Origin of the sequence: Rathayibacter sp. AY1C7, assembly GCF_002931865.1 — a bacterium.
Classification (GTDB): domain Bacteria; phylum Actinomycetota; class Actinomycetes; order Actinomycetales; family Microbacteriaceae; genus Rathayibacter.
Window position 1 is genome coordinate 155,531 of record NZ_PSWB01000001.1, and the last position, 18,051, is coordinate 173,581.

An 18,051-nucleotide genomic window follows, 5' to 3' on the forward strand; every position below is an offset into this window, starting at 1 on the left:
CGGGGCGGACCGTTCACGCCGTGCCCCCACCGTAGACCCCGGCCACCGGATCGTCACCGGGAGTTCGTCCGGATTCTGCTGCTACGTTCCCTCCTCGTTGCGCGGTGCCGGCCAGGGCCGCCGCGGCCCGGACCGTCCCGCCGGCCGCACGCACGGCGCGCCGGAGCTCGAGCAGGGTCGCGCCGGAGGTGACCACGTCGTCGACGAGGACCACCGGCGGCCACGACGAGAGCGGACGGCGGGCGCGGAACGCCCCGTCGAGGTTGCCGCGCCGCTCGACGCGGCCGAGCCCGACCTGGTCGCGGACCATCCGCGACCGCCGGAGAGGACGCGCCGCCCGCCCTCCCGCCGCGGCGACCAGCTGCGCGACGGGATCGGCGCCCCGCCGCACGCGGCCGAGCCAGGAGCCGGGCGGGACGACCAGGATCGCGGGGCTGCCGGCGAGCGCCGCGCCGAGGGCCGGACGCAACAGCGCGCCGAGCGGGGCGAGGCAGGCCGTGCGGCCCTCCTCCTTCAGCGCGACGACGAGGCGGCGCACCGTGCCCTCGTACGGGGCACCGGTGATGACGAGGAGCGGATCGTCCGGCGGGCCGACGACGCGGGTCAGCAGGCAGGCCGAGGCGGCCGCGTCGGCCGAGCAGTCCGGACAGGGCGCCCGGCTCGTCGGCTCTCCGCAGGCGGGGCACTCCAGCGGGAGGAGGACGGCGAGGGCGTCGAGCAGGTGATCGGAGAGCATGCCTTCCACGCTCGCCGTCCGGGCCTCGGCGCGGAGGGCTGATACGTCGGATCGGGACGATCCGCCCGCCCGACGCGCCTGGGGAGGATCATCCGGGGAGCGCCGTCGTCGACAGGGCTCGTCGTCGCCGACAGGACCCGTCAGGACCCCATGCCGGTCTGCGCCGCGAGCAGCCGGATGTCCGTCGCGGTCGTCTGCCAGGCCGAGCCCCGCTGCTGCCGGAGCTCCCCGCCCTCGGCGAGGATGCGGACCTGGGTCGAGGTGTTGCCCGCGGCGATCTGGACCGTGCCCGTCGTCGTGCCGAGCGCCGTGGCGCCTCCGCCGAGCAGGTTCATCGTGACGGCGTCCTCCCCCGTCGAGCCGCGCACGACCGACACCACGTCGAGCTCGTCCGTCCAGGCCGCGGCGACCGCGGTCCCCAGGGTCGAGCGGAGGACGACCGGCTCGCCGACCGCCACCGGGTCGCCGTCCCGTGAGCGGGTGATGCCGGCCACCAGCACCGTGGCCTGCTGCCCGTCCTGGGCGAGCGCCAGCATCCGGGTGCCGTCGCGCGACACGGCGATCGAGGCGAGCGACTCGACCTCGCTCCAGGCCGTCGCGACCTGCATCGAGCGCGAGCCGTCCGCGGAGTACGCCACCAGCTGCCCGGGCGAGGCCGACGGCACGGACCACACGTACCCGAGCGGATCGATCGTCGGCGCGACGAGGCCCGACCTCGCGTCGAGGAGGACGTCGGCACCGTCGGGCTCCACGAGGCTCACGCCCGCGGCGGTGAGCACGGCCGCCGATGCGTCCGAGTCGGCCCCGCGCTGCTCGCCGAGGACCGCGGCCCGCGGCTGCAGCGCCTCGATCCGATCCGAGATCCCGAGGCCGGCCAGCCCGGAGGAGCCGAGGAATCCGAAAGCGTCGTCGGTCAGCACGAGCGGCCGGGTGTCGACGCGGGGCGAGGTCGGCAGGCCGGTGACCTCGGAGGGGACGTCGATCGGGTTCTGCTCGACCGAGAGCGCGACTCCGGTGACGTTCGAGACGTTCGCGAGGCTCCGGTTCAGCTGCAGGGCCATCAGCCGCCACTGCGCCGGATCGGCCTCGAGAGCGGCCGGGTTCAGGTCCACCACGGCGCGCTGCGACTCGACCGGGACGGTCTCGGCCGCCAGCGTCGTCCCGGTCGGGAAGGCCGACACGACGGCGGCGGAGTCCCGCAGCCACGGCGTGGGGCCGCGCAGCAGCTCGGTGACGATCGTGGTGCTGGTGGAGCTGTCGGCGCGCGAGGCGAACCAGCGCAGGTCCGGCACGAGGTACTGGTATCCGGGGTCGAAGAAGTAGAGCGCGTGCGTCGAGAAGACCTGCTCGAAGGTGGTGCGGTCGATCACCACGCCGCTCGGCGGCGCGCTGATGCGCCACTCGCCGTTCTCCTGGACGAAGCCGTAGTCGAGGGTCAGGCCGGCCGTGGTGGCGACGTCGGTGTAGACGCCGGTCGCGTCGACCTCGGCGACGGGCGTGATCGTCAGCGAGAGCGTGGATCCCGACTGCGGCGAGGCGGAGCGCTGGCCCTCGTCGACCGTCACGTGCTCGCCCGGCGTCCAGTCGGCTCCGGTGGAGAGGAACTCGCGGGCGATCTTGTAGTTGTTCTGCGGGCTCGACGCGGCGTCGATGAAGCCGGTCAGGATGTCGCGCTGCGACGCACCGACGGCGGGTCCCGACGGGAGGAAGTCGTACTGGAGGTCCTGCGGCGCGGTGTCGGGCCGTCCGACTCCGACGTCGCCGTCCCGCGGGATGCCGGCGCACCCGGCCAGCCCGAACGCGAGCAGCGCGGCGGCCGCGACGGCGCGGAGGACGCCGCGCCTCACGGGAGCACCCCCGCGGCCCCGACCGGAGGAGCCTGCAGCGGCGGGAGGACGATCGGGCCGCTGTAGGCCTGCTCGCCCGCGTCGACCGGGGGCAGCGGGAGCGGCGAGGCCTCGATCCGCTCGCCGCGGTGCCGGGGCACGGTCAGGCGGAAGCAGGCGCCGCGATCGGGCACGGACCAGACCTGCAGCCAGCCGTGGTGCAGGGCGGTGTCCTCCTGCGCGATGGAGAGGCCGAGGCCGGTGCCGCCGAGCGTGCGGCGGCGGGACGGGTCGGCGCGCCAGAAGCGGTCGAAGACGCGCACCACCTCCTCGCTGCTCATGCCGTGCCCGTAGTCGCGCACCGCGAGGGCGACCGCGCTGGCGTTGCTGTCGACGGTGACGACGACCTCGCGGCCGTCGCCGTGCTCGATCGCGTTGCCCAGCAGGTTGCGGACGATCCGGCGGATGCGGCGCGGATCGAGGTCGGCGTCGAAGTAGCCGCCCGGGGCGGAGAGAGTGAGCCGGGAACCGTTCGCCTCCGCGATCCCGCGCATCGCCTCGATCTCGTCGCCGGCCAGCTTCACCAGGTTGACCGGCTCGAGCTCGAGCTCGGCCGATCCCGCGTCGTGGCGGGAGATCTCGAGCAGGTCGGCGAGGAGGCTCTCGAAGCGGTCGATCTGGCTGTGCAGCAGCTCGACCGTGCGCTCGGCGACCGGGGCGAAGTCCTCGCGCTGGTCGTACAGCACGTCCCCGGCCAGCTTCATCGTCGTCAGCGGCGTCCGGAGCTCGTGCGAGACGTCCGAGACGAAGCGCTGCTGGACCTGGCTGAGCGTCGCGAGCTCGCTGATCCGGTCCTGCAGGCTGTCGGCCATGCCGTTGAAGGACCGGGCGAGGGTCGCGATCACGTCCTGGCCCCGCTCGGGTATCCGCACGTCGAAGTCGCCGGCGGCGAGGCGCTGGCTCGTCTCGGCCGCGACCCGGACCGGGGCGACGACGATCCGCACGACGACCCAGCTGACCGCTCCGATCAGCAGGATGAGCAGGATCCCCGCCACGTTGAGCACCTGCTGCACGAACTGGAGCGTGCGCTCCGCGTCCGCGAGGGAGTAGCCGATGTACAGCTCGTAGCGCCCGGCCGAGCTCGGCAGCTCGAGGGTCGAGCCGACGAGGATGCCGGGCTGCTGCTGACCGGAGGCGTCGAGCGTCACCGACTGCCAGTACTGCCCGTCGGAGCCCGCCTGCACCCGCTCGCGCAGCGCGTCGCTGATCACGCCGTTCTGCAGCTCGCGGTTGTAGATGTCCTGAGGCGCCAGCGAGGACGCCTCCTGGTCGGGCGAGCGCACGACGGCGATCAGCGCGGAGGAGGAGGCGTCCCGGACGGCGGTGCGCACCGAGCTCATCACCTCCTCCATGTCCTGGCGGGTGGAGACGGTGGCGGCGTCGAGGTATCCCTGCGCGGCCCGGGTCGCGCGCGACGTGTCGCCCGTGACCTGCGTCAGCCGTGACTGGAACAGGTTGTCGCTGATGCTGTACGAGAGGTAGACGCCGGTCGAGCCGATGGCGATGCCGCTGAGCAGGACCGTGATCGCGACCGCGCGGAACTGCAGCGACGTGCGCCACACCCCGAGCACGCGGCGGGGCCACCGGCGCACGTCGGGAGCGGCGAGGCGGGGCACGGTCAGCCCAGGAGGACGGCGCCGGCGCGGTAGCCGACGCCGCGCACGGTCATCACGATGCGGGGGTCGTCCGGGTCCTTCTCGACCTTGGCGCGCAGGCGCTGGACGTGCACGTTCACGAGGCGGGTGTCGGCCTTGTAGTGGTAGCCCCAGACCTGCTCGAGCAGCATCTCGCGGGTGAAGACCTGCTGGGGCTTGGAGGCGAGGGCGAGGAGGAGGTCGAACTCGAGCGGGGTCAGGCCGATGCGCGTCTCGCCGCGGCGGACCTCGTGGCCGGCGACGTCGAGGCTCAGGTCCCCGACCTGCAGCACCGCGTTCGCGGCGGCGGTGGCGGGACGCAGGCGCGTCCTGATCCGCGCGACGAGCTCCTTGGGGTCGAACGGCTTGACCATGTAGTCGTCGGCGCCGGACTCGAGGCCCTGCACGACGTCGGAAGTGTCGGACTTGGCCGTCAGCATGATGACGGGGACGCCGGACTCGGCGCGGATCGCGCGGCACACCTCGATCCCGTCGATCCCGGGCAGCATCAGGTCGAGCAGGACCAGGTCCGGCCGGGCCCGCCGGAAGGCCTCGAGGGCGCCTGAGCCGTCCGCGCAGAAGGAGACGTCGTACCCGTCGGCGCGCAGGACGATGCCGATCATCTCGGCCAGGGCGGCGTCGTCGTCGACCACCAGAATGCGCGCGCTCATCGGTCTGCTCTTCCTCGTCTCGGGTCGCGCCCGCCCACGGCGCGCACGGTGACCCGACCCAGGCTAACCGACGCACCTCTCCGTGGGCGGGGAGCGGGCTCTGCGGGCGAAGGGGGTCCGCTCGGGGGAGGACCCCGCCCGCACGCCTGTGACAGCATGGAGGGGATGACCGACGCAGCTCAGTGGCCCCCGCCCGCAGGGCGTCCGGACGACGCGGCCGTCCCGGCGCAGGACGGCGACCGGCGCAGGCCGCTGCCCGCTCCCGTCGCCCCGGCCTGGTCGCCCGCGCCGCCGAGCGCAGGCCCCGTACCACCCGGTCCCGCCGGGGGCTCCTGGTCGCCCGCCGGCGCCGGCCCCTGGTCGCCCGGACGCCCAGCGCCCGGCTGGACTCCCCCGCCCAAGCCCGGTCTCGTGCCGCTGCGCCCGCTCGGCTTCGGCACCCTGCTCGGCGCCCCGTTCCAGGTCCTCCGCCGCAGCCCCCGCACGACCCTGGGCGTCGCCCTGCTGGTGCAGGGCCTCGGGTCGGTGCTCGCCCTGGCGGTCTACGGCTTGATCGCGGTGCTCGCCGTCGGGCGCATCGCGCAGGCGGAGTCCGCCGACCGCGACGCCGTCGGCGCGGGCTCCCTCGCGGTCGTGGTCCTGGCCGCCCTCATCCCCCTCGCCGTCTCGCTCGCCAGCGGTGCCCTCGTGCAGGGCGTGGTCGTGCTCGAGGTCACCCGCGGCGTCCTCGGCGAGCGGGCGACCTTCCGACAGCTGCTCGCCCGGCTGCGGGGCCGCTTCTGGGCGCTGATCGGCTGGACGGTCCTGCAGGGCGTCGGCTACCTCCTCCTGGTGCTCCTCGCCGTGGCGCTCGCCGTGCCGCTGTTCGTCATCGGAGCGATGGACGGGACGTCGAGCGCGATCGTCGGCGGGATCCTGGTACTCGTCGGCTCCGGCCTGGTCGCCCTCGCGCTGGGGGTCTGGCTGTCGACGAAGCTCGCCCTGGTTCCGAGCCTGATCGTCGTCGAGCGGCTGCCGCTGCGCCGTGCGGTGGCGCGCTCCTGGCGGCTGGTGGCGGGCGGCTTCTGGCGCACCTTCGGCGCGCTCGCGCTGATGACCGTGATCATCCAGGTCGCCGGCCAGATCGTGGCCACGCCGTTCAGCCTGCTCATCCCGATCGCCGGCGCCCTGATCGCCCCGACCGACCCGGACGCGCAGCTCGTCACCTCGCTCGTGGTGACGATCGCCTCCGTCGCCGTGGGCTTCGTGATCGGCGCCGTCGGCACCGTGCTCCAGTCGGCCGTGACGGGCCTGGTCTACCTCGACCGACGGATGCGCCGCGAGGGCTTCGACCTGGTGCTGATGCGCCACGTCGAGGAGCGCGCGGCGGGCCGCCCCTCCCCCGATCCCTTCCCCGTGCCGGAGCGCCCGTGATCCTCGCCGCGGCCCCTCTCGAGCCCGACGCGGAGCAGGCGCGCCGACTCCTCCTCGAGGAGCTCGCCGACCCGCGCTACCGGGCGGCCGAGCCGACCCTCTTCGACCGGGTGGTGCAGGCGGTGCGCGACTGGTTCGCCTCCCTCACGCTGCAGGGCGACGGCCCGCCGGTGCCGATCGCCGCCGTGATCGGCGTGCTGGTGCTGGTGGCGCTCGTGGTCGCCGCGCTCGTCATCGCGGGACGGCCCCGCGCCGGTCGCCGCAGCACCGTCACGGGAGCGGTGCTCGCCGACGACGACACCCGCTCGGCCGCGATCCTCCGCTCGCTCGCCGAGGCCGCGGCCGCCCGCGGGGACTGGGACGAGGCGCTCGTCGAGCGCTTCCGCGCCCTGGTGCGCTCCCTCGACGAGCGGACCGTCCTGCGGGTCTCGCCCGGCACGACCGCGCTCGGCCTGGCGTCGCGCGCCTCTGCGGCCTTCCCCTCCTCCGCCGCCGCGCTGCGCCGCACGGCCGACGACTTCGACCGCGTGCGCTACCTCGGGCAGCCCTGCGGCCCGGCCGAGTACGAGCGGGTCGCGGCTCTGGACCGCGAGCTCGCCGCGGCCTCGCCGGTCCTGGACGCCCTGGCGGCGCCCCGGTGAGCGCCGACACGGTCTCCAGCCCGACCCTCGGCGCGCTGCTGCGCCGCGGACGGGTGTGGGTGCTCCTGCTCGTGATCGTCGCGGTCGGCACTCTGCTGCTCACCGTCGCGACCGGGACCCGGGTGGCCGCCCCGGACCTCGACGTCGACAGCGCGACCCCGGACGGCGCCCGCGCGCTCGCCCAGGTGCTGCGCGATCAGGGCGTCGAGGTCGTCCGCGCCGACGACCTGGACTCCGCTCTCGCCGCCTCCTCCCCCGACGCTACACTGCTCGTCGACGACCCGGACGTGGCCCTCGACGAGGCCCAGTACCGCCGGCTCGCCCGCGCCTCGGCCTCGCTCGTCCTGGTGACCCCGGGAGGAGCCGCGCTCGACGCCCTGCTGCCGGACGTCCGCTTCGCCGGCTCCCCGGCCGGCGACGGCCCCTTCCGCGCCGAGTGCCCGCTCCCCGCGGCCGAGCGCGCCGGGACGCTCCCCGCCGGAGGGAGCACGTACCGGATCCTCGACGACGGCGACGCCGTCGGCTGCTTCCCCTCGGGCGACGACGGCTTCCTGCTCGTGAGCACCGGGTTCCCGCAGGGCGCCGAGGTCACCGCGATCGGCGACGCCGACCTCCTCCGCAACGGCACCATCGGCCAGGACGGCCGCGCCGCTCTCGCACTCGGACTGCTCGGCGGTGAGGACCGGCTGGTCTGGTACCGCGCCGGAGCCGCCGACTCGGCGAGCACCACCCCTGCACCCGCCGACCTCGCCCCCGGCTGGGTGACTCCGGCTCTCCTGCTGCTGGTGGCCGTGTTCGTCGCCTCCGCCGTCTGGCGCGGCCGCCGGCTCGGCCCGCTCGCGGTCGAGCCGCTGCCGGTCGTCGTGCATGCGAGCGAGACGGCCCGCGGCCGCGCGCGGCTCTACGCGCGCGGAGCCCTCCGGCCCCGCGCCCTCGACGCACTGCGCATCGGCACCCTCCGGCGGACGGCCGCGCTCCTGGGACTCGCTCCGGCGACCGGGGTCGACGAGATCGTCGCCGTCGCCGCCGAGCGCCTCGGCCGCGATCAGGCCGCGCTGCGCCGTCTGCTCGTCGACGACCTGCCGGGCGACGACGCCGCCCTCGTCGCCGCCTCCGACGAGCTCCTCCGCTTCGAGAGCGCGCTCCGCGCCGCCCTCTCCCCGACGACCGCCCGACGACCGGAAGGCCACTCCCGATGAGCGACACCACCCCCTCCGCCCGCGACGGAGCGCCGGTCTCCGACGACGACCTGCGCGCCGAGCTCGACCGGGTCCGCTCCGAGGTCGGCCGCGCGGTCGTCGGCCAGGACGGCGCCGTCTCCGGGCTCCTGATCGCCCTCCTCGCGGGCGGCCACGTCCTGCTCGAGGGCGTCCCCGGAGTCGCGAAGACGCTGCTCGTGCGCGCCCTGTCCGTCTCGCTCGGCCTCGACACCCGCCGGGTGCAGTTCACGCCGGACCTGATGCCCGGCGACATCACCGGCTCCCTCGTCTACGACGCCTCCACCTCCGGCTTCGCCTTCCGCGAGGGCCCGGTCTTCACGAACCTCCTGCTGGCGGACGAGATCAACCGCACGCCGCCGAAGACCCAGGCCGCGCTCCTCGAGGCGATGGAGGAGCGCCAGGTCAGCGTCGACGGGCGCACCCTGCCTCTGCCGGACCCGTTCCTCGTCGCCGCCACCCAGAACCCGGTCGAGTACGAGGGGACCTACGTGCTCCCGGAGGCCCAGCTGGACCGGTTCCTGCTCAAGCTCGTGCTCGACATCCCGCCGCGCGACGTCGAGGTGGAGGTGCTCTCGCGCCACGCCGCGGGCTTCGACCCGCGCGATCTCGACGCCGCGGGCGTGCGCCCCGTGCTCGACGCCGCTCGTCTGCGCGCCGCCCAGGCGTCGGCCCGGCGCGTCGGAGCCGGCCCCGACGTCCTCGGCTACATCGTCGACCTCGCCCGAGCCACCCGCGAGAGCCCGAGCGTCAAGCTCGGCACCAGCCCCCGCGGCTCGACCGCCCTGCTCGCGGCGTCCCGCGCCTGGGCCTGGCTCAACGGCTACGGCTCGATCACCCCCGACCACGTGCAGGCGATGGTCCTGCCCGTGCTGCGCCACCGCATCCAGCTGGAGCCGGAGGCGGAGCTCGAGGGCGTCCGCACCGAGGCCGTCCTGGGCGGGATCCTGCAGCAGGTCCGCGTCCCGGTCTGAGCCGTGCACCTCACCGGACGCAGCGTCCTCGTCCTCCTCGTCGGCCTGGTGCCGGTCGTCCTCCTGGGCGGCCGCCCCGAGGTCGCCTTCGCCGTGCTCGGCCTCTGGCTCCTGGCCTGGGCGGTCCTCGTCGGGATCGACGTCGCGGTCGCGGGCTCGCCCCGGGCCGTCGTGCTCGAGCGGCGGGTGCCGGACCGGGTGCGGCTCGGCGAGCGGGCCGAGGCGACCCTCCTGGTCACGAGCACCGGCCGCAGGAGGATCACGGGGGTCCTCCGCGACGCCTGGGAGCCCTCGGCCGGCGCCCTCGAGACCCGGTCGTCCCTGCGTCTGCCGCCGGGCGAGCGCCGCGCGGTGACCACGGTCCTGGAGCCGCTCCGCCGCGGCGAGCGCCGGGCACTCCACGTCACCATCCGCTCCCGCGGGCCGCTCGGGCTGGCCGGCCGCCAGGCGACGCGGGCCGCGCCGGCCGTCGTCCGGGTGCTGCCCGCCTTCCGCTCCCGTCGCCACCTGCCCTCGCGCCTGGCGCGGCTGCGCGAGCTGGAGGGGCGGACCAGCGTGATGATCCGCGGGCAGGGAACGGAGTTCGACAGCCTGCGCGAGTACGTCCGCGGCGACGACGTCCGCTCGCTCGACTGGCGGGCGACCGCGCGGCGCCGGGAGCCGGTCGTCCGCACCTGGCGCCCGGAGCGCGACCGGCGCGTGATCGTCGTGCTCGACACGGGCCGCACGTCCGCCGCTCGGATCGAGGACGAGCCGCGCCTGGACACGGCGATCGAGGCGTCGCTCCTCCTGGCGGCCCTCGCGGCCTCGGCCGGCGACCGGGTCGACGTGCTCGCGTTCGACCGCACCCGGCGAGCCCGCGTGCACGGCGCGACCGGCACGGAGGTGCTGACCCGCGTCGTGGACGCCCTCGCCCCCGTGCAGCCCCAGCTCATCGAGACCGACTGGGCGGCGGTCCCCGCGCAGGTGCGCACCCTGGCCTCCCAGCGCTCGCTGGTGGTCCTCCTCACCGCGCTCGACTCGGTCGGCTCGGCGGAGGGGCTCCTCGCGGTGCTCCCGCAGCTCACCCGCGTGCACACGGTCGTGGTCGCCTGCGCGCTCGACCCCGAGCTGCAGCGGATGGCGGAGGACCGGAGCGACCGGGCCGCGGTCTACTCCGCCGCCGCCGCGGAGCGCTCGCTCGCGGACGTGGACCGGCTCTCGGCCGCCGTCCGCCGTCTCGGCGGGGACGTCGTGCTCGGCAGCCCCTCCGCGCTCCCGCCGGCGCTCGCGGACCGCTACCTCGCGCTCAAGGCGGCCGGACGGCTCTGACCTGCGAGAGGGGCCGTCGTCGGTCCCGGGAGCGCTGATCGACGGCCCCGCTCCGACGGCCGCGCTCGTCCGGCTCGGCTCAGCCGGCCGCGATGCTCCGCGACCCGGCCTCGAACCGGTCGAGGTCGCCCGTCTCCCCCGCCCGCACCGCGCGCCCGCCGACGACGATCATGTAGAAGAGGAACGCGCCGAGGGCGAGCGCCCCGATCCCGATCTTGAGCCACCAGGGCCAGGGTGCCGGAGTGACGAACCCCTCGATCACGCCCGAGACGAGCAGCACGAAGACCAGGCCGATCGCCACCGTGAACAGGCTCCGCGCGTCCTCGGCGAGCGCCTGGCCGCGGGTGCGCGCGCCGGGAGCGATCCAGGCCCAGAAGATCCGCAGGCCCGCAGCCGCGGCGACGAACACGGCCGTCAGCTCGAGCTGGCCGTGCGGCGCGATGTAGAGGAAGAACGTGTCGCCCTCCCCCACGTGGAACATCACCGCGATCGATGTGCCGAGGTTCTGCGCGTTCTGCAGCAGGATGTACGGCACGTAGACGCCGACGATCCCGAAGGCCACGCACTGCGCCGCGATCCAGGCGTTGTTGGTCCAGACCTGCCCGGCGAACGAGGCGGCGGGGTTCTCGGAGTAGTAGTCGATGAAGTCGCCTCGGGCGAAGCGCCGCAGCTCCTCGTCGTCGCCCAGCGCGGCGAGCAGGCGCGGGTCGCCGAGGATCCAGAGCGCGTAGAGCGTCGCCACCACCGCGGTCGCGAGGGCGACGGCGAGCGTCAGCCAGCGCAGCCGGTGCAGAGCGGCCGGGAGCGAGAGGACGACGAAGCGGGAGACCGCGGCGAGCGGCTCGTCTCGCGTGCCGGTCAGGCGTCCCCGAGCCCGCGAGAGCGAGACGGCGAGCCGAGTGCCGACGGCTGTCGATCCGGCGGTGGAGGAGATCGTGGCGAGGTCCGCGGATGCCGCCTGGTAGCGCTCGATCAGCTCGTCCGCCTCGGCTCCGGTCAGGCGGCGCCTGCGCGAGAGCTCGTCGAGGCGGGTCCACTGCGCAGCGCGGGCGGCCGAGAGAGCGTCGATGTCCATCTCCTGACAGGATAGCCAGGCACGCCGCCGAGGCCGAGCATCCGGGAGGAGCACCGTGGAGGAGCAGCGCACCGAGTTCGACGACGCCGACCTGGTCACCGGCGAGGCGATCGCGCTCGAGGTGCCCGTCACCTCCTTCGTGCTCCGCGCGGTCGGCGCGATCATCGACCTGATCGCGGAGCTCCTGCTCGCGCTGGGCCTGTTCCTGCTGGTCTCCTCCCTCTCCGGGGACGGCGGCCTGGACCCCGCCGCCTCGGCCGCCGTGGCGATCGCGGCCCTCGTCATCGCCGTGGTGATCGTGCCGGTCACCGTCGAGACGGCCAGTCGCGGCCGCTCGCTCGGGAAGCTCACCGTCGGCGCTCGCGTCGTCCGCGACGACGGCGGTTCCATCGGCTTCCGGCACGCCCTCGTGCGCGGCCTCACCGGCGTCCTCGAGATCCTGATGACCTTCGGCGGGCTCGCCGCGGTCGTCGGCCTCCTCTCGCGCCGATCGCGCCGTCTCGGCGACGTCCTCGCGGGCACGCACAGCCAGCTCGAGCGCGTTCCCCGCGCGGAGCCGCTGGTCGTCGAGATCCCGGAGCCGCTGCGGGGCTGGGCCGTCACAGCGGACACCGCGCGCCTCCCCGACGCCCTGGCGCGCCGACTGGCGCAGTTCCTCCGTCAGCGCCACGGCATGACGGAGCCGTCGCGCTCGCAGCTCGCCGCCGCGCTGGCCGACGAGACCGCGGTCCACGTCTCCCCGCTGCCCGCCGCGCCCGCGGAGGACTTCCTCCTCGCCGTGGCCGCACTCCGCCGGGCGCGGGAGGAGCGCGCCCTGCTCCTGTCCGACCAGCGCCTCGAGCGGCTGGCCCCCGTGCTCTCGAGCACGCCGCGCGGCTTCCCCGAGCGGCCCTGACGCGCGCGGCAGCGGCCTAGGCGGGCCCCGCGCCGTAGCGGACGGTCTCCCAGCCGCGCGGGACGAGGAGCCGCCGGTCGTGCTCGGCGCAGAGGTCGTAGCCGTGCGGATCCGGCGCAGGACTCAGCGGCCCGACCGCCACCAGCGAGTCGCGGTAGTCGTAGGTCAGCGTGACGACGGCCTGCGCACGGCAGCCCGTCCGCGAGCAGTGCCGTCCGGTCATCGCCGCCCACAGTAGCAATAGGCTGGAGCCATGCCCCGTGCTCGTCGTTCCGCCGCTCGCCCGACGAGCGGGTCGCGCGGAGGCTCCCGCGACCGGCACGGCCGCGGCGCACGAGGGCCGATCACCGGTCCGCACCTCCCCCTGCTGCAGACCCGCTCCGACTTCTTCGAGGCGACGATCGGCTCGGCCTTCGACTACCTGCGCGGCACCTGGCCGGAGGAGCTCGCCGGCATCCGCGTCGACGTCGCGGCGACTCCCGACGTCGACCCCGACCGGCTGCAGGGCACGGGCATCGCGCGGTGGCGCGTCGACCACGCCGCGCGCCGCATCACGCTCTACCGCGTGCCGATCGAGCGCCTGGCGAAGCTGCACCGCCGCGACGAGTGGCACCAGCGCATGCTGATCGAGAGCTACGTGTTCCGCGCCGTCGCGGAGCTGCTCGGCCGCGACCCGTGGGACATCTCCCCGGACCGCTACCGGCACCCCTGAGGCGCCGGCAGCTCTGAGGCGCCGGCACCGCCGAGGCGCCGCCGCCCCGCGTCTCAGTGCGAGTAGACCGTGATCGGCGAGGAGAGCGGTCCCGGCGGGACGATCGTGTACGAGGCGATCCGCCCGTCGCGCGCGATCGAGACCGAGGCCTGCACCGGCTGGGTGCTGCTGACGACCACGCCGTCGCCGTCCAGCGGGGTCGCGAGAGCCGCGAACGGGCCGAGCTCGAGCGTGCGGGTGCCGCCCGGGGCCTCGATCTCGACCGAGGCGGTCGAGTCGCTGCCGTTGACCAGGTGCAGCCGCGCGTCGCCCTCGCCCGTGCCGGCGACGCCGAAGGGCGTCGTGGTCGCGGTGCCGGAGGCGAACCAGGCGAAGTCCGTGCCGGCCGAGCCGGTCGAGGTCGTCCGCCCCGCCGCGACGATCGGCTGATCGGCCCGCAGGACGATGCGGTAGGAGCCGTCCGCCAGGCCCGTGAGCGGGACCTCGCCGACGAGGCCGGCGGGGACGACGACCTGGGTGGAGGTGCCCGACCCGCTCGGGTCCTCGTTGGTGACCTCGACCGAGACCGTGCTGTCGGCGTCGCCGGGGGTGAGGATGCGCAGCACGGGGCTGCCCGCGCCGCCGCTGCCGTCGTCGCTCGCGGTCTCGGCCGGAGGCGACGTGACGGTGAAGCCGGCGATCACGGCGAGCGTGTCCGGGCCGGCGGAGGGGCCGGTGGTCTCGACGCCCTCCGGGGTGAGCCCGGAGATGGCGCTGCTCTGCATGCTCGCGGCGACCTCGCCGCCGCGAGCGGTCACATGCACGACGGGCTGGACGACCCCGGGGGCGAGCCCCGCGAGCGGGAGCGCGCGGACCGCTCCGGCCGGAACGACGATGCCCGTGGCGCCGGTGGCCTGGACGGTGCCGGTCTCGGAGAAGAGCGTGAGGTCGACGGTGGAGGCGACCTCGCTCGGGTTCGCCAGGATCAGCACGGAGGTGCGCCCGACGTCGGTCGAGCCGGCCACGAGCCAGCTGTCGGCCGAGGGCTCGGCGCAGGCGCGGGCGGACAGTCCGGAGAGGGTGTCCGTGCCGATGGCCTGGACGGTGGCTCCACCGGGAGCGGGGTCGGAGCCCGCGGGCACGCTCAGACCGGTGATGCCGGTGCCCGGTGCGGCGACATCGTCCTCGTCGAGGACCGTGGGGTCCGAGGTGGAGCCCTCGGGCCGGACCGCGGTCGCCGCGCCGTCGAGGGCGCGCAGCTGCTCCGGCTCTCCGGCGTCGATCAGATCGCCGCCGCAGACCAGCGAACTGTCGGCCGCGACGGGCGTCACGACGACGCCCTCCGCGGCGCTCGAGACCAGGGGGGACGGGAGGAGCTGGGGCACGACCACGGCGGCCGCGGCGATCACGACTCCGGCCGCGCCCACCGCACCGCGCAGGGCCGTCCGGCGCCGACGGGCGGCCGAGGGTGCGCGATCGGGCGTCGAGGCCGCGGCGCGATCGGCGCGGCGCTCCGCGCGGGAGCGGCGGGCGGAGGACTCGGGCATCTGCTTCTCCTGGTCGGCGGGGTCAGACATCGTCGTTCCCGTCGTCGAACTGGCCGGTGGCCTCGCCCGGCTCGTCGTCGATCCCGGCGACCGCGCCGCTGGAGCGGCCCCGCTCGAGCGAGAGCCCGGTGGGCACCGCCAGCAGGAGGGCGACGACGAAGACGAGGAGGAGGGCGATCGTGTAGGCGATCCCGAAGGGCCCGACAACGCCGGACGGAGCGGCCTCGGTGCGGGTCCCCTCGGTGTCGACGGCCGTCCAGAGGAGCCCGTAGCGGGTGTCGCCGACGGCCGAGAACGCCGCGTTGCCGTCGAGGGAGACGGCCGCCCGCGCGCGCACGGCGGCGGCCGCGTCGCCGACCTGGGTGCCGGCCGGCACGGTCAGCACGACGAAGCGCACGCCGAGGCTCTCGAGCGCGGAGGGGACGTCGTAGCCCGTCCGCGAGACGAGGTTGCCCGCCAGCTCGTCGATCGCGTCCGTGCTCTCGGCGCCGGTGTTCGCGAGGGTCGACTGCTGGTCGAGGGTCGCGCCCGCTCCGCGCTCCAGCCGGGCGAGGACGCCGCCGTCCGCCTGCGGGACGAGCACGATCGTGCCCACCCGCGGGTCGTTCCGGGCCTCGGCCGCCACGTAGGCGGGGAGCGAGCGGTCCGACGTGGTCGACACGGACGTGCCGGCGCCGGTCGGGAAGGCCACCGCGAGCGGACCGACCAGTGCTGCCGCCGCGGCCGTGACGACGAGCGCCGGCACCACGCGCACCGAGCGCACGGCGGCGAGCGAGAGCGACGCGCCGATCACCAGGCCGAGCCAGTAGAGGCTGAGACCGGTGCCGCTCCAGACGGAGACCGCCTCGGAGCCGGTGGTCGCGACCTGCACGCCCTGGGCGAGCGAGGCGGTCACGAGACCCGCCGCCGAGACGCCGACGCCGCCGAGGGCCGAGAGGTTGTTCGGGAGGAGGAGGGCGGCCAGCGCCGCGACGATCAGCGGCACGACGAGCACGGCCGTGACCAGCGGGGCGGCGGAGGTGCCGATCCCCAGACCGCCGAGGAACGCGAGCCATCCGTCGGGCAGACCGGCCGGGAAGCCGGCGAGCAGCGCGACGAGGTCCGACTGCGCGGAGGGCAGCGGGACGCCCGGATCCGCGAGGACGCCGAGCCAGTCGCCCCGCGGTGCGCGGGCGACCACCAGCGGGAAGAGGAGGACGGCCGCGGGGATCGGCAGGCCGATGAAGCGGCCGATCCGCCGCCCCGAGGTGGCGACGACGACGAGCCAGATCACCAGGAGCGGCACGGCCAGCACCGGCGCGCACGCGACGACGGCCGCAGCCAGGATCGAGGCGCTCGCGGAGGCGGACCAGGAGCGGTACGCGCCGAACCCGGCGAAGAAGAGCCAGGGAAGCAGCACGTGCACCAGCAGCGGGGCGGGGCGCCCGTCGGCCTGCGCGGCGAAGAAGGCGGGAGCGAGGATGTAGACGAGGGCTCCGGCGGCGCGGGCGGTCGCGCGCGGGGTGAGCCGCGCGATCATCAGCCAGGCACCGAGGGCGGCAGCGGGGAGCGCGACGAGGTAGAGCAGCACCATCGAGTAGCTGGGCGACCAGAAGGTCAGCGAGCCGAGCACGGCGAGGACAGCGGCGAACGGGTCTGCCGCGCCGATGAACCCCGAGCCGAGGTCGCGCCAGCCGTAGGCCGCGTTGCGCCACAGCTCGCCGACGGTCGGCGAGAGCGTCAGCAGACCGCCGCCGCTGAGCGCGGGAGCAGCGAGGAGCGGCGTGTAGACCACCAGGCCGGCGAGCGCGGCGATGAGGACGACCCACACTCCCCCGCCCTGGAAGAAGTGCAGCGGATGGCGGTCCCGCCCGGCCTGCACGCGCACGGCGTCGTGGCGCACCGAGCGCAGCTGCCGCACCACGTCCAGCGGGATGCGCAGCGGCGCAACGGCCTTCCAGCCCACGTTCTTCGACGAGCGGAGAACGGTGCGGGCCCGCAGCACCTTCGTCCCCCCGAAGGCGACGACGAGGGCCGCCAGCAGCTCCCCTCCGACCAGCCCGGGCTGCTTGCGCAGCAGGCGCACGACCGCGCGGCCGATCGCCAGCGGGACGAGCGAGAGCCAGTGCAGGAGGAGGAGCGCGACGGGCGCGTAGGCGAGCCGGCGGTGCAGCTGCGCGGTGCGGTGCTGACGCGCCCGGCGCCGTTCGCCGCTGTCGATGCGGCGGCCGTCGGGGCGCTGCAGCCCGATGCGGGCGGTGGTGACGCGGGCGTCCGGCACGCGGCTGACCCGGTGCCCGGCGAGCCGGGTGCGGATCGAGAAGTCGAGCGCGTCGTCGACGACCGGCAGGCCGGGGTCGAAGCCGCCGAGCTCCTCCCAGAGGGAGTGGCGCACGAGCATGCCGCCGGCGGCGACGGCCAGGACGTCGGGCGTGGAGTCGTGCTGGCCCTGGTCGAGCTCGTCCTCGACGAGGTGGACGGTCGTGCCGTGCTTGGTGATCGACTCGCCGTAGCTGCGGATGTAGCCGGAGCGCGTCCAGTCCATGATCTTGGGACCGGCGACGGCGACGGAGGGGGCGACCTCGACGGCTCCCAGCAGCGCCGCGAGGGCGCCGGGCTCGGGGGCGGAGTCCTGCGCGAGCAGCCACAGCCACTCGTCCTCTCCGGCCGGCGGCTGCATCACGCGGACAGCGCGGGCCACGGCCTGGCCGAAGGGGAGGTGCTCGGCGACCTGCACGAGCTGCGTCGGACCCCAGGACGCGAGGAGCTCGTCGGTCGTGTCCTTCGAGCCTCCGTCGACGAACACCGTCGCGTCGGGCTGACGGGTCTGCGCCCGCAGGGCCGCGAGGGTTCGTTCCAGATAGGCCGCGCCGTTGCGCGCGACGAGGACGGCGGTGACTCGTGGATACATCGCGGACCACCCTAAGCGATGCCGCCGCGCCGCCAGCCTGCGGCTCGCCGCCCCGTCGGTCGGGTCGCGGCGAGGAGGGGACTAGGCCCGGCGGCGCAGCTTCCGGCGCTCGCGCTCGGAGAGGCCGCCCCAGATGCCGAAGCGCTCGTCGTTCTCGAGCGCGTACTCGAGGCACTGGGCCCGGACCTCGCACGAGGTGCAGATCTTCTTGGCGTCGCGGGTCGAGCCGCCCTTCTCGGGGAAGAAGGCCTCGGGATCGGTCTGCGCGCACAGCGAGTCGACCTGCCAGGAGAGCGCGCCCCCCGGCGCCTCGGTCGCGGTGTCGATCCCGGGTCGGACCCCGGGCACGCCCAGACGGACCGGATCGACGAACCAGTCCTCGGGGACTCCGGAGTGCTGTTCCGGAAGCGTCATGCCGTCTCCTACCCCGCCTGCGAACCGATGATCGGCGGCCACTCCTCCCGGAGCCG

At 75.3% G+C, this 18,051-nt stretch carries 16 protein-coding genes; 7 read left to right on the plus strand and 9 right to left on the minus strand.

The window, feature by feature from the left end; genetic code table 11:
* Positions 1–13: 13 nt before the first annotated feature.
* The 4 genes from C5C69_RS00670 to mtrA form a co-directional block, all read right to left on the minus strand.
* Positions 14–736, minus strand: coding sequence for a ComF family protein (locus C5C69_RS00670; RefSeq protein ID WP_104232797.1), 723 nt, complete (start codon positions 734–736; stop codon positions 14–16).
* Between the two features lie 140 nt (positions 737–876).
* Entirely contained in the window at positions 877–2,583 is a 1,707-nt protein-coding gene (locus C5C69_RS16790; RefSeq protein WP_181067739.1) for an LpqB family beta-propeller domain-containing protein, read from the minus strand.
* Complete coding sequence (mtrB, locus tag C5C69_RS00680) at positions 2,580–4,238, minus strand: MtrAB system histidine kinase MtrB (protein WP_244229464.1); 1,659 nt, start codon at positions 4,236–4,238, stop codon at positions 2,580–2,582. Before mtrB ends, C5C69_RS16790 begins: the two co-directional genes overlap by 4 nt.
* 2 nt (positions 4,239–4,240) lie before the next feature.
* Positions 4,241–4,927, minus strand: coding sequence for an MtrAB system response regulator MtrA (gene mtrA / locus C5C69_RS00685; protein ID WP_104232798.1), 687 nt, complete (start codon positions 4,925–4,927; stop codon positions 4,241–4,243).
* A 165-nt stretch (positions 4,928–5,092) separates the two neighbouring features.
* Between mtrA and C5C69_RS00690 the strand changes: the two genes are divergently transcribed.
* The 5 genes from C5C69_RS00690 to C5C69_RS00710 are packed head-to-tail and all read left to right on the plus strand — an operon-like array spanning position 5,093 to position 10,483.
* Positions 5,093–6,340 carry a hypothetical protein gene (locus C5C69_RS00690; RefSeq protein WP_146078410.1) on the plus strand — a complete coding sequence of 416 codons (1,248 nt, stop codon included), beginning with the start codon at positions 5,093–5,095 and terminating at the stop codon, positions 6,338–6,340.
* Positions 6,337–6,981 (plus strand): DUF4129 domain-containing protein, encoded by a 645-nt coding sequence (locus C5C69_RS00695; protein WP_104232800.1) that lies wholly within the window; start codon positions 6,337–6,339, stop codon positions 6,979–6,981. Before C5C69_RS00690 ends, C5C69_RS00695 begins: the two co-directional genes overlap by 4 nt.
* Positions 6,978–8,180 (plus strand): DUF4350 domain-containing protein, encoded by a 1,203-nt coding sequence (locus C5C69_RS00700; protein ID WP_104232801.1) that lies wholly within the window; start codon positions 6,978–6,980, stop codon positions 8,178–8,180. The genes C5C69_RS00695 and C5C69_RS00700 overlap by 4 nt, the downstream gene beginning before the upstream one ends.
* Positions 8,177–9,172, plus strand: a complete 996-nt coding sequence (locus tag C5C69_RS00705) for a MoxR family ATPase (RefSeq protein ID WP_104224137.1) — start codon at positions 8,177–8,179, stop codon at positions 9,170–9,172. The genes C5C69_RS00700 and C5C69_RS00705 overlap by 4 nt, the downstream gene beginning before the upstream one ends.
* Before the next feature lie 3 nt (positions 9,173–9,175).
* On the plus strand, positions 9,176–10,483 hold the full coding sequence (locus C5C69_RS00710; RefSeq protein WP_104232802.1) for a DUF58 domain-containing protein: 1,308 nt from the start codon (positions 9,176–9,178) through the stop codon (positions 10,481–10,483).
* Between the two features lie 79 nt (positions 10,484–10,562).
* Here the strand turns inward: C5C69_RS00710 and C5C69_RS00715 are convergent, their stop codons facing one another.
* A complete protein-coding gene (locus C5C69_RS00715; protein WP_104232803.1) occupies positions 10,563–11,558 on the minus strand; it encodes a stage II sporulation protein M in 996 nt (331 codons plus the stop codon).
* A 55-nt stretch (positions 11,559–11,613) separates the two neighbouring features.
* On the opposite strand from C5C69_RS00715, the gene C5C69_RS00720 reads away from it, so the two are divergent.
* Positions 11,614–12,453, plus strand: coding sequence for an RDD family protein (locus C5C69_RS00720; RefSeq protein WP_104224140.1), 840 nt, complete (start codon positions 11,614–11,616; stop codon positions 12,451–12,453).
* Between the two features lie 16 nt (positions 12,454–12,469).
* Here C5C69_RS00720 and C5C69_RS00725 read toward each other — a convergent pair whose 3' ends face one another.
* Positions 12,470–12,676, minus strand: a complete 207-nt coding sequence (locus tag C5C69_RS00725; RefSeq protein ID WP_104224141.1) for a DUF3499 family protein — start codon at positions 12,674–12,676, stop codon at positions 12,470–12,472.
* A 30-nt stretch (positions 12,677–12,706) separates the two neighbouring features.
* Here C5C69_RS00725 and C5C69_RS00730 point away from each other — a divergent pair, with 30 nt between their 5' ends.
* Positions 12,707–13,165, plus strand: coding sequence for a metallopeptidase family protein (locus tag C5C69_RS00730; RefSeq protein ID WP_104224142.1), 459 nt, complete (start codon positions 12,707–12,709; stop codon positions 13,163–13,165).
* Positions 13,166–13,218: 53 nt separating this feature from the next.
* Here C5C69_RS00730 and C5C69_RS00735 read toward each other — a convergent pair whose 3' ends face one another.
* The 3 genes from C5C69_RS00735 to C5C69_RS00745 all read right to left on the minus strand — a co-directional run bounded on the left by C5C69_RS00735 (position 13,219) and on the right by C5C69_RS00745 (position 17,995).
* Positions 13,219–14,721 carry a DUF5719 family protein gene (locus tag C5C69_RS00735; RefSeq protein ID WP_146079406.1) on the minus strand — a complete coding sequence of 501 codons (1,503 nt, stop codon included), beginning with the start codon at positions 14,719–14,721 and terminating at the stop codon, positions 13,219–13,221.
* Complete coding sequence (locus C5C69_RS00740; RefSeq protein ID WP_104232805.1) at positions 14,714–17,581, minus strand: glycosyltransferase family 2 protein; 2,868 nt, start codon at positions 17,579–17,581, stop codon at positions 14,714–14,716. The genes C5C69_RS00735 and C5C69_RS00740 overlap by 8 nt, the downstream gene beginning before the upstream one ends.
* 81 nt (positions 17,582–17,662) lie before the next feature.
* The gene (locus C5C69_RS00745; RefSeq protein ID WP_104224145.1) at positions 17,663–17,995 is read right to left on the minus strand and encodes a WhiB family transcriptional regulator; all 333 of its coding nucleotides are present in this window, start codon (positions 17,993–17,995) and stop codon (positions 17,663–17,665) included.
* Between the last annotated feature and the right edge of the window lie 56 nt (positions 17,996–18,051).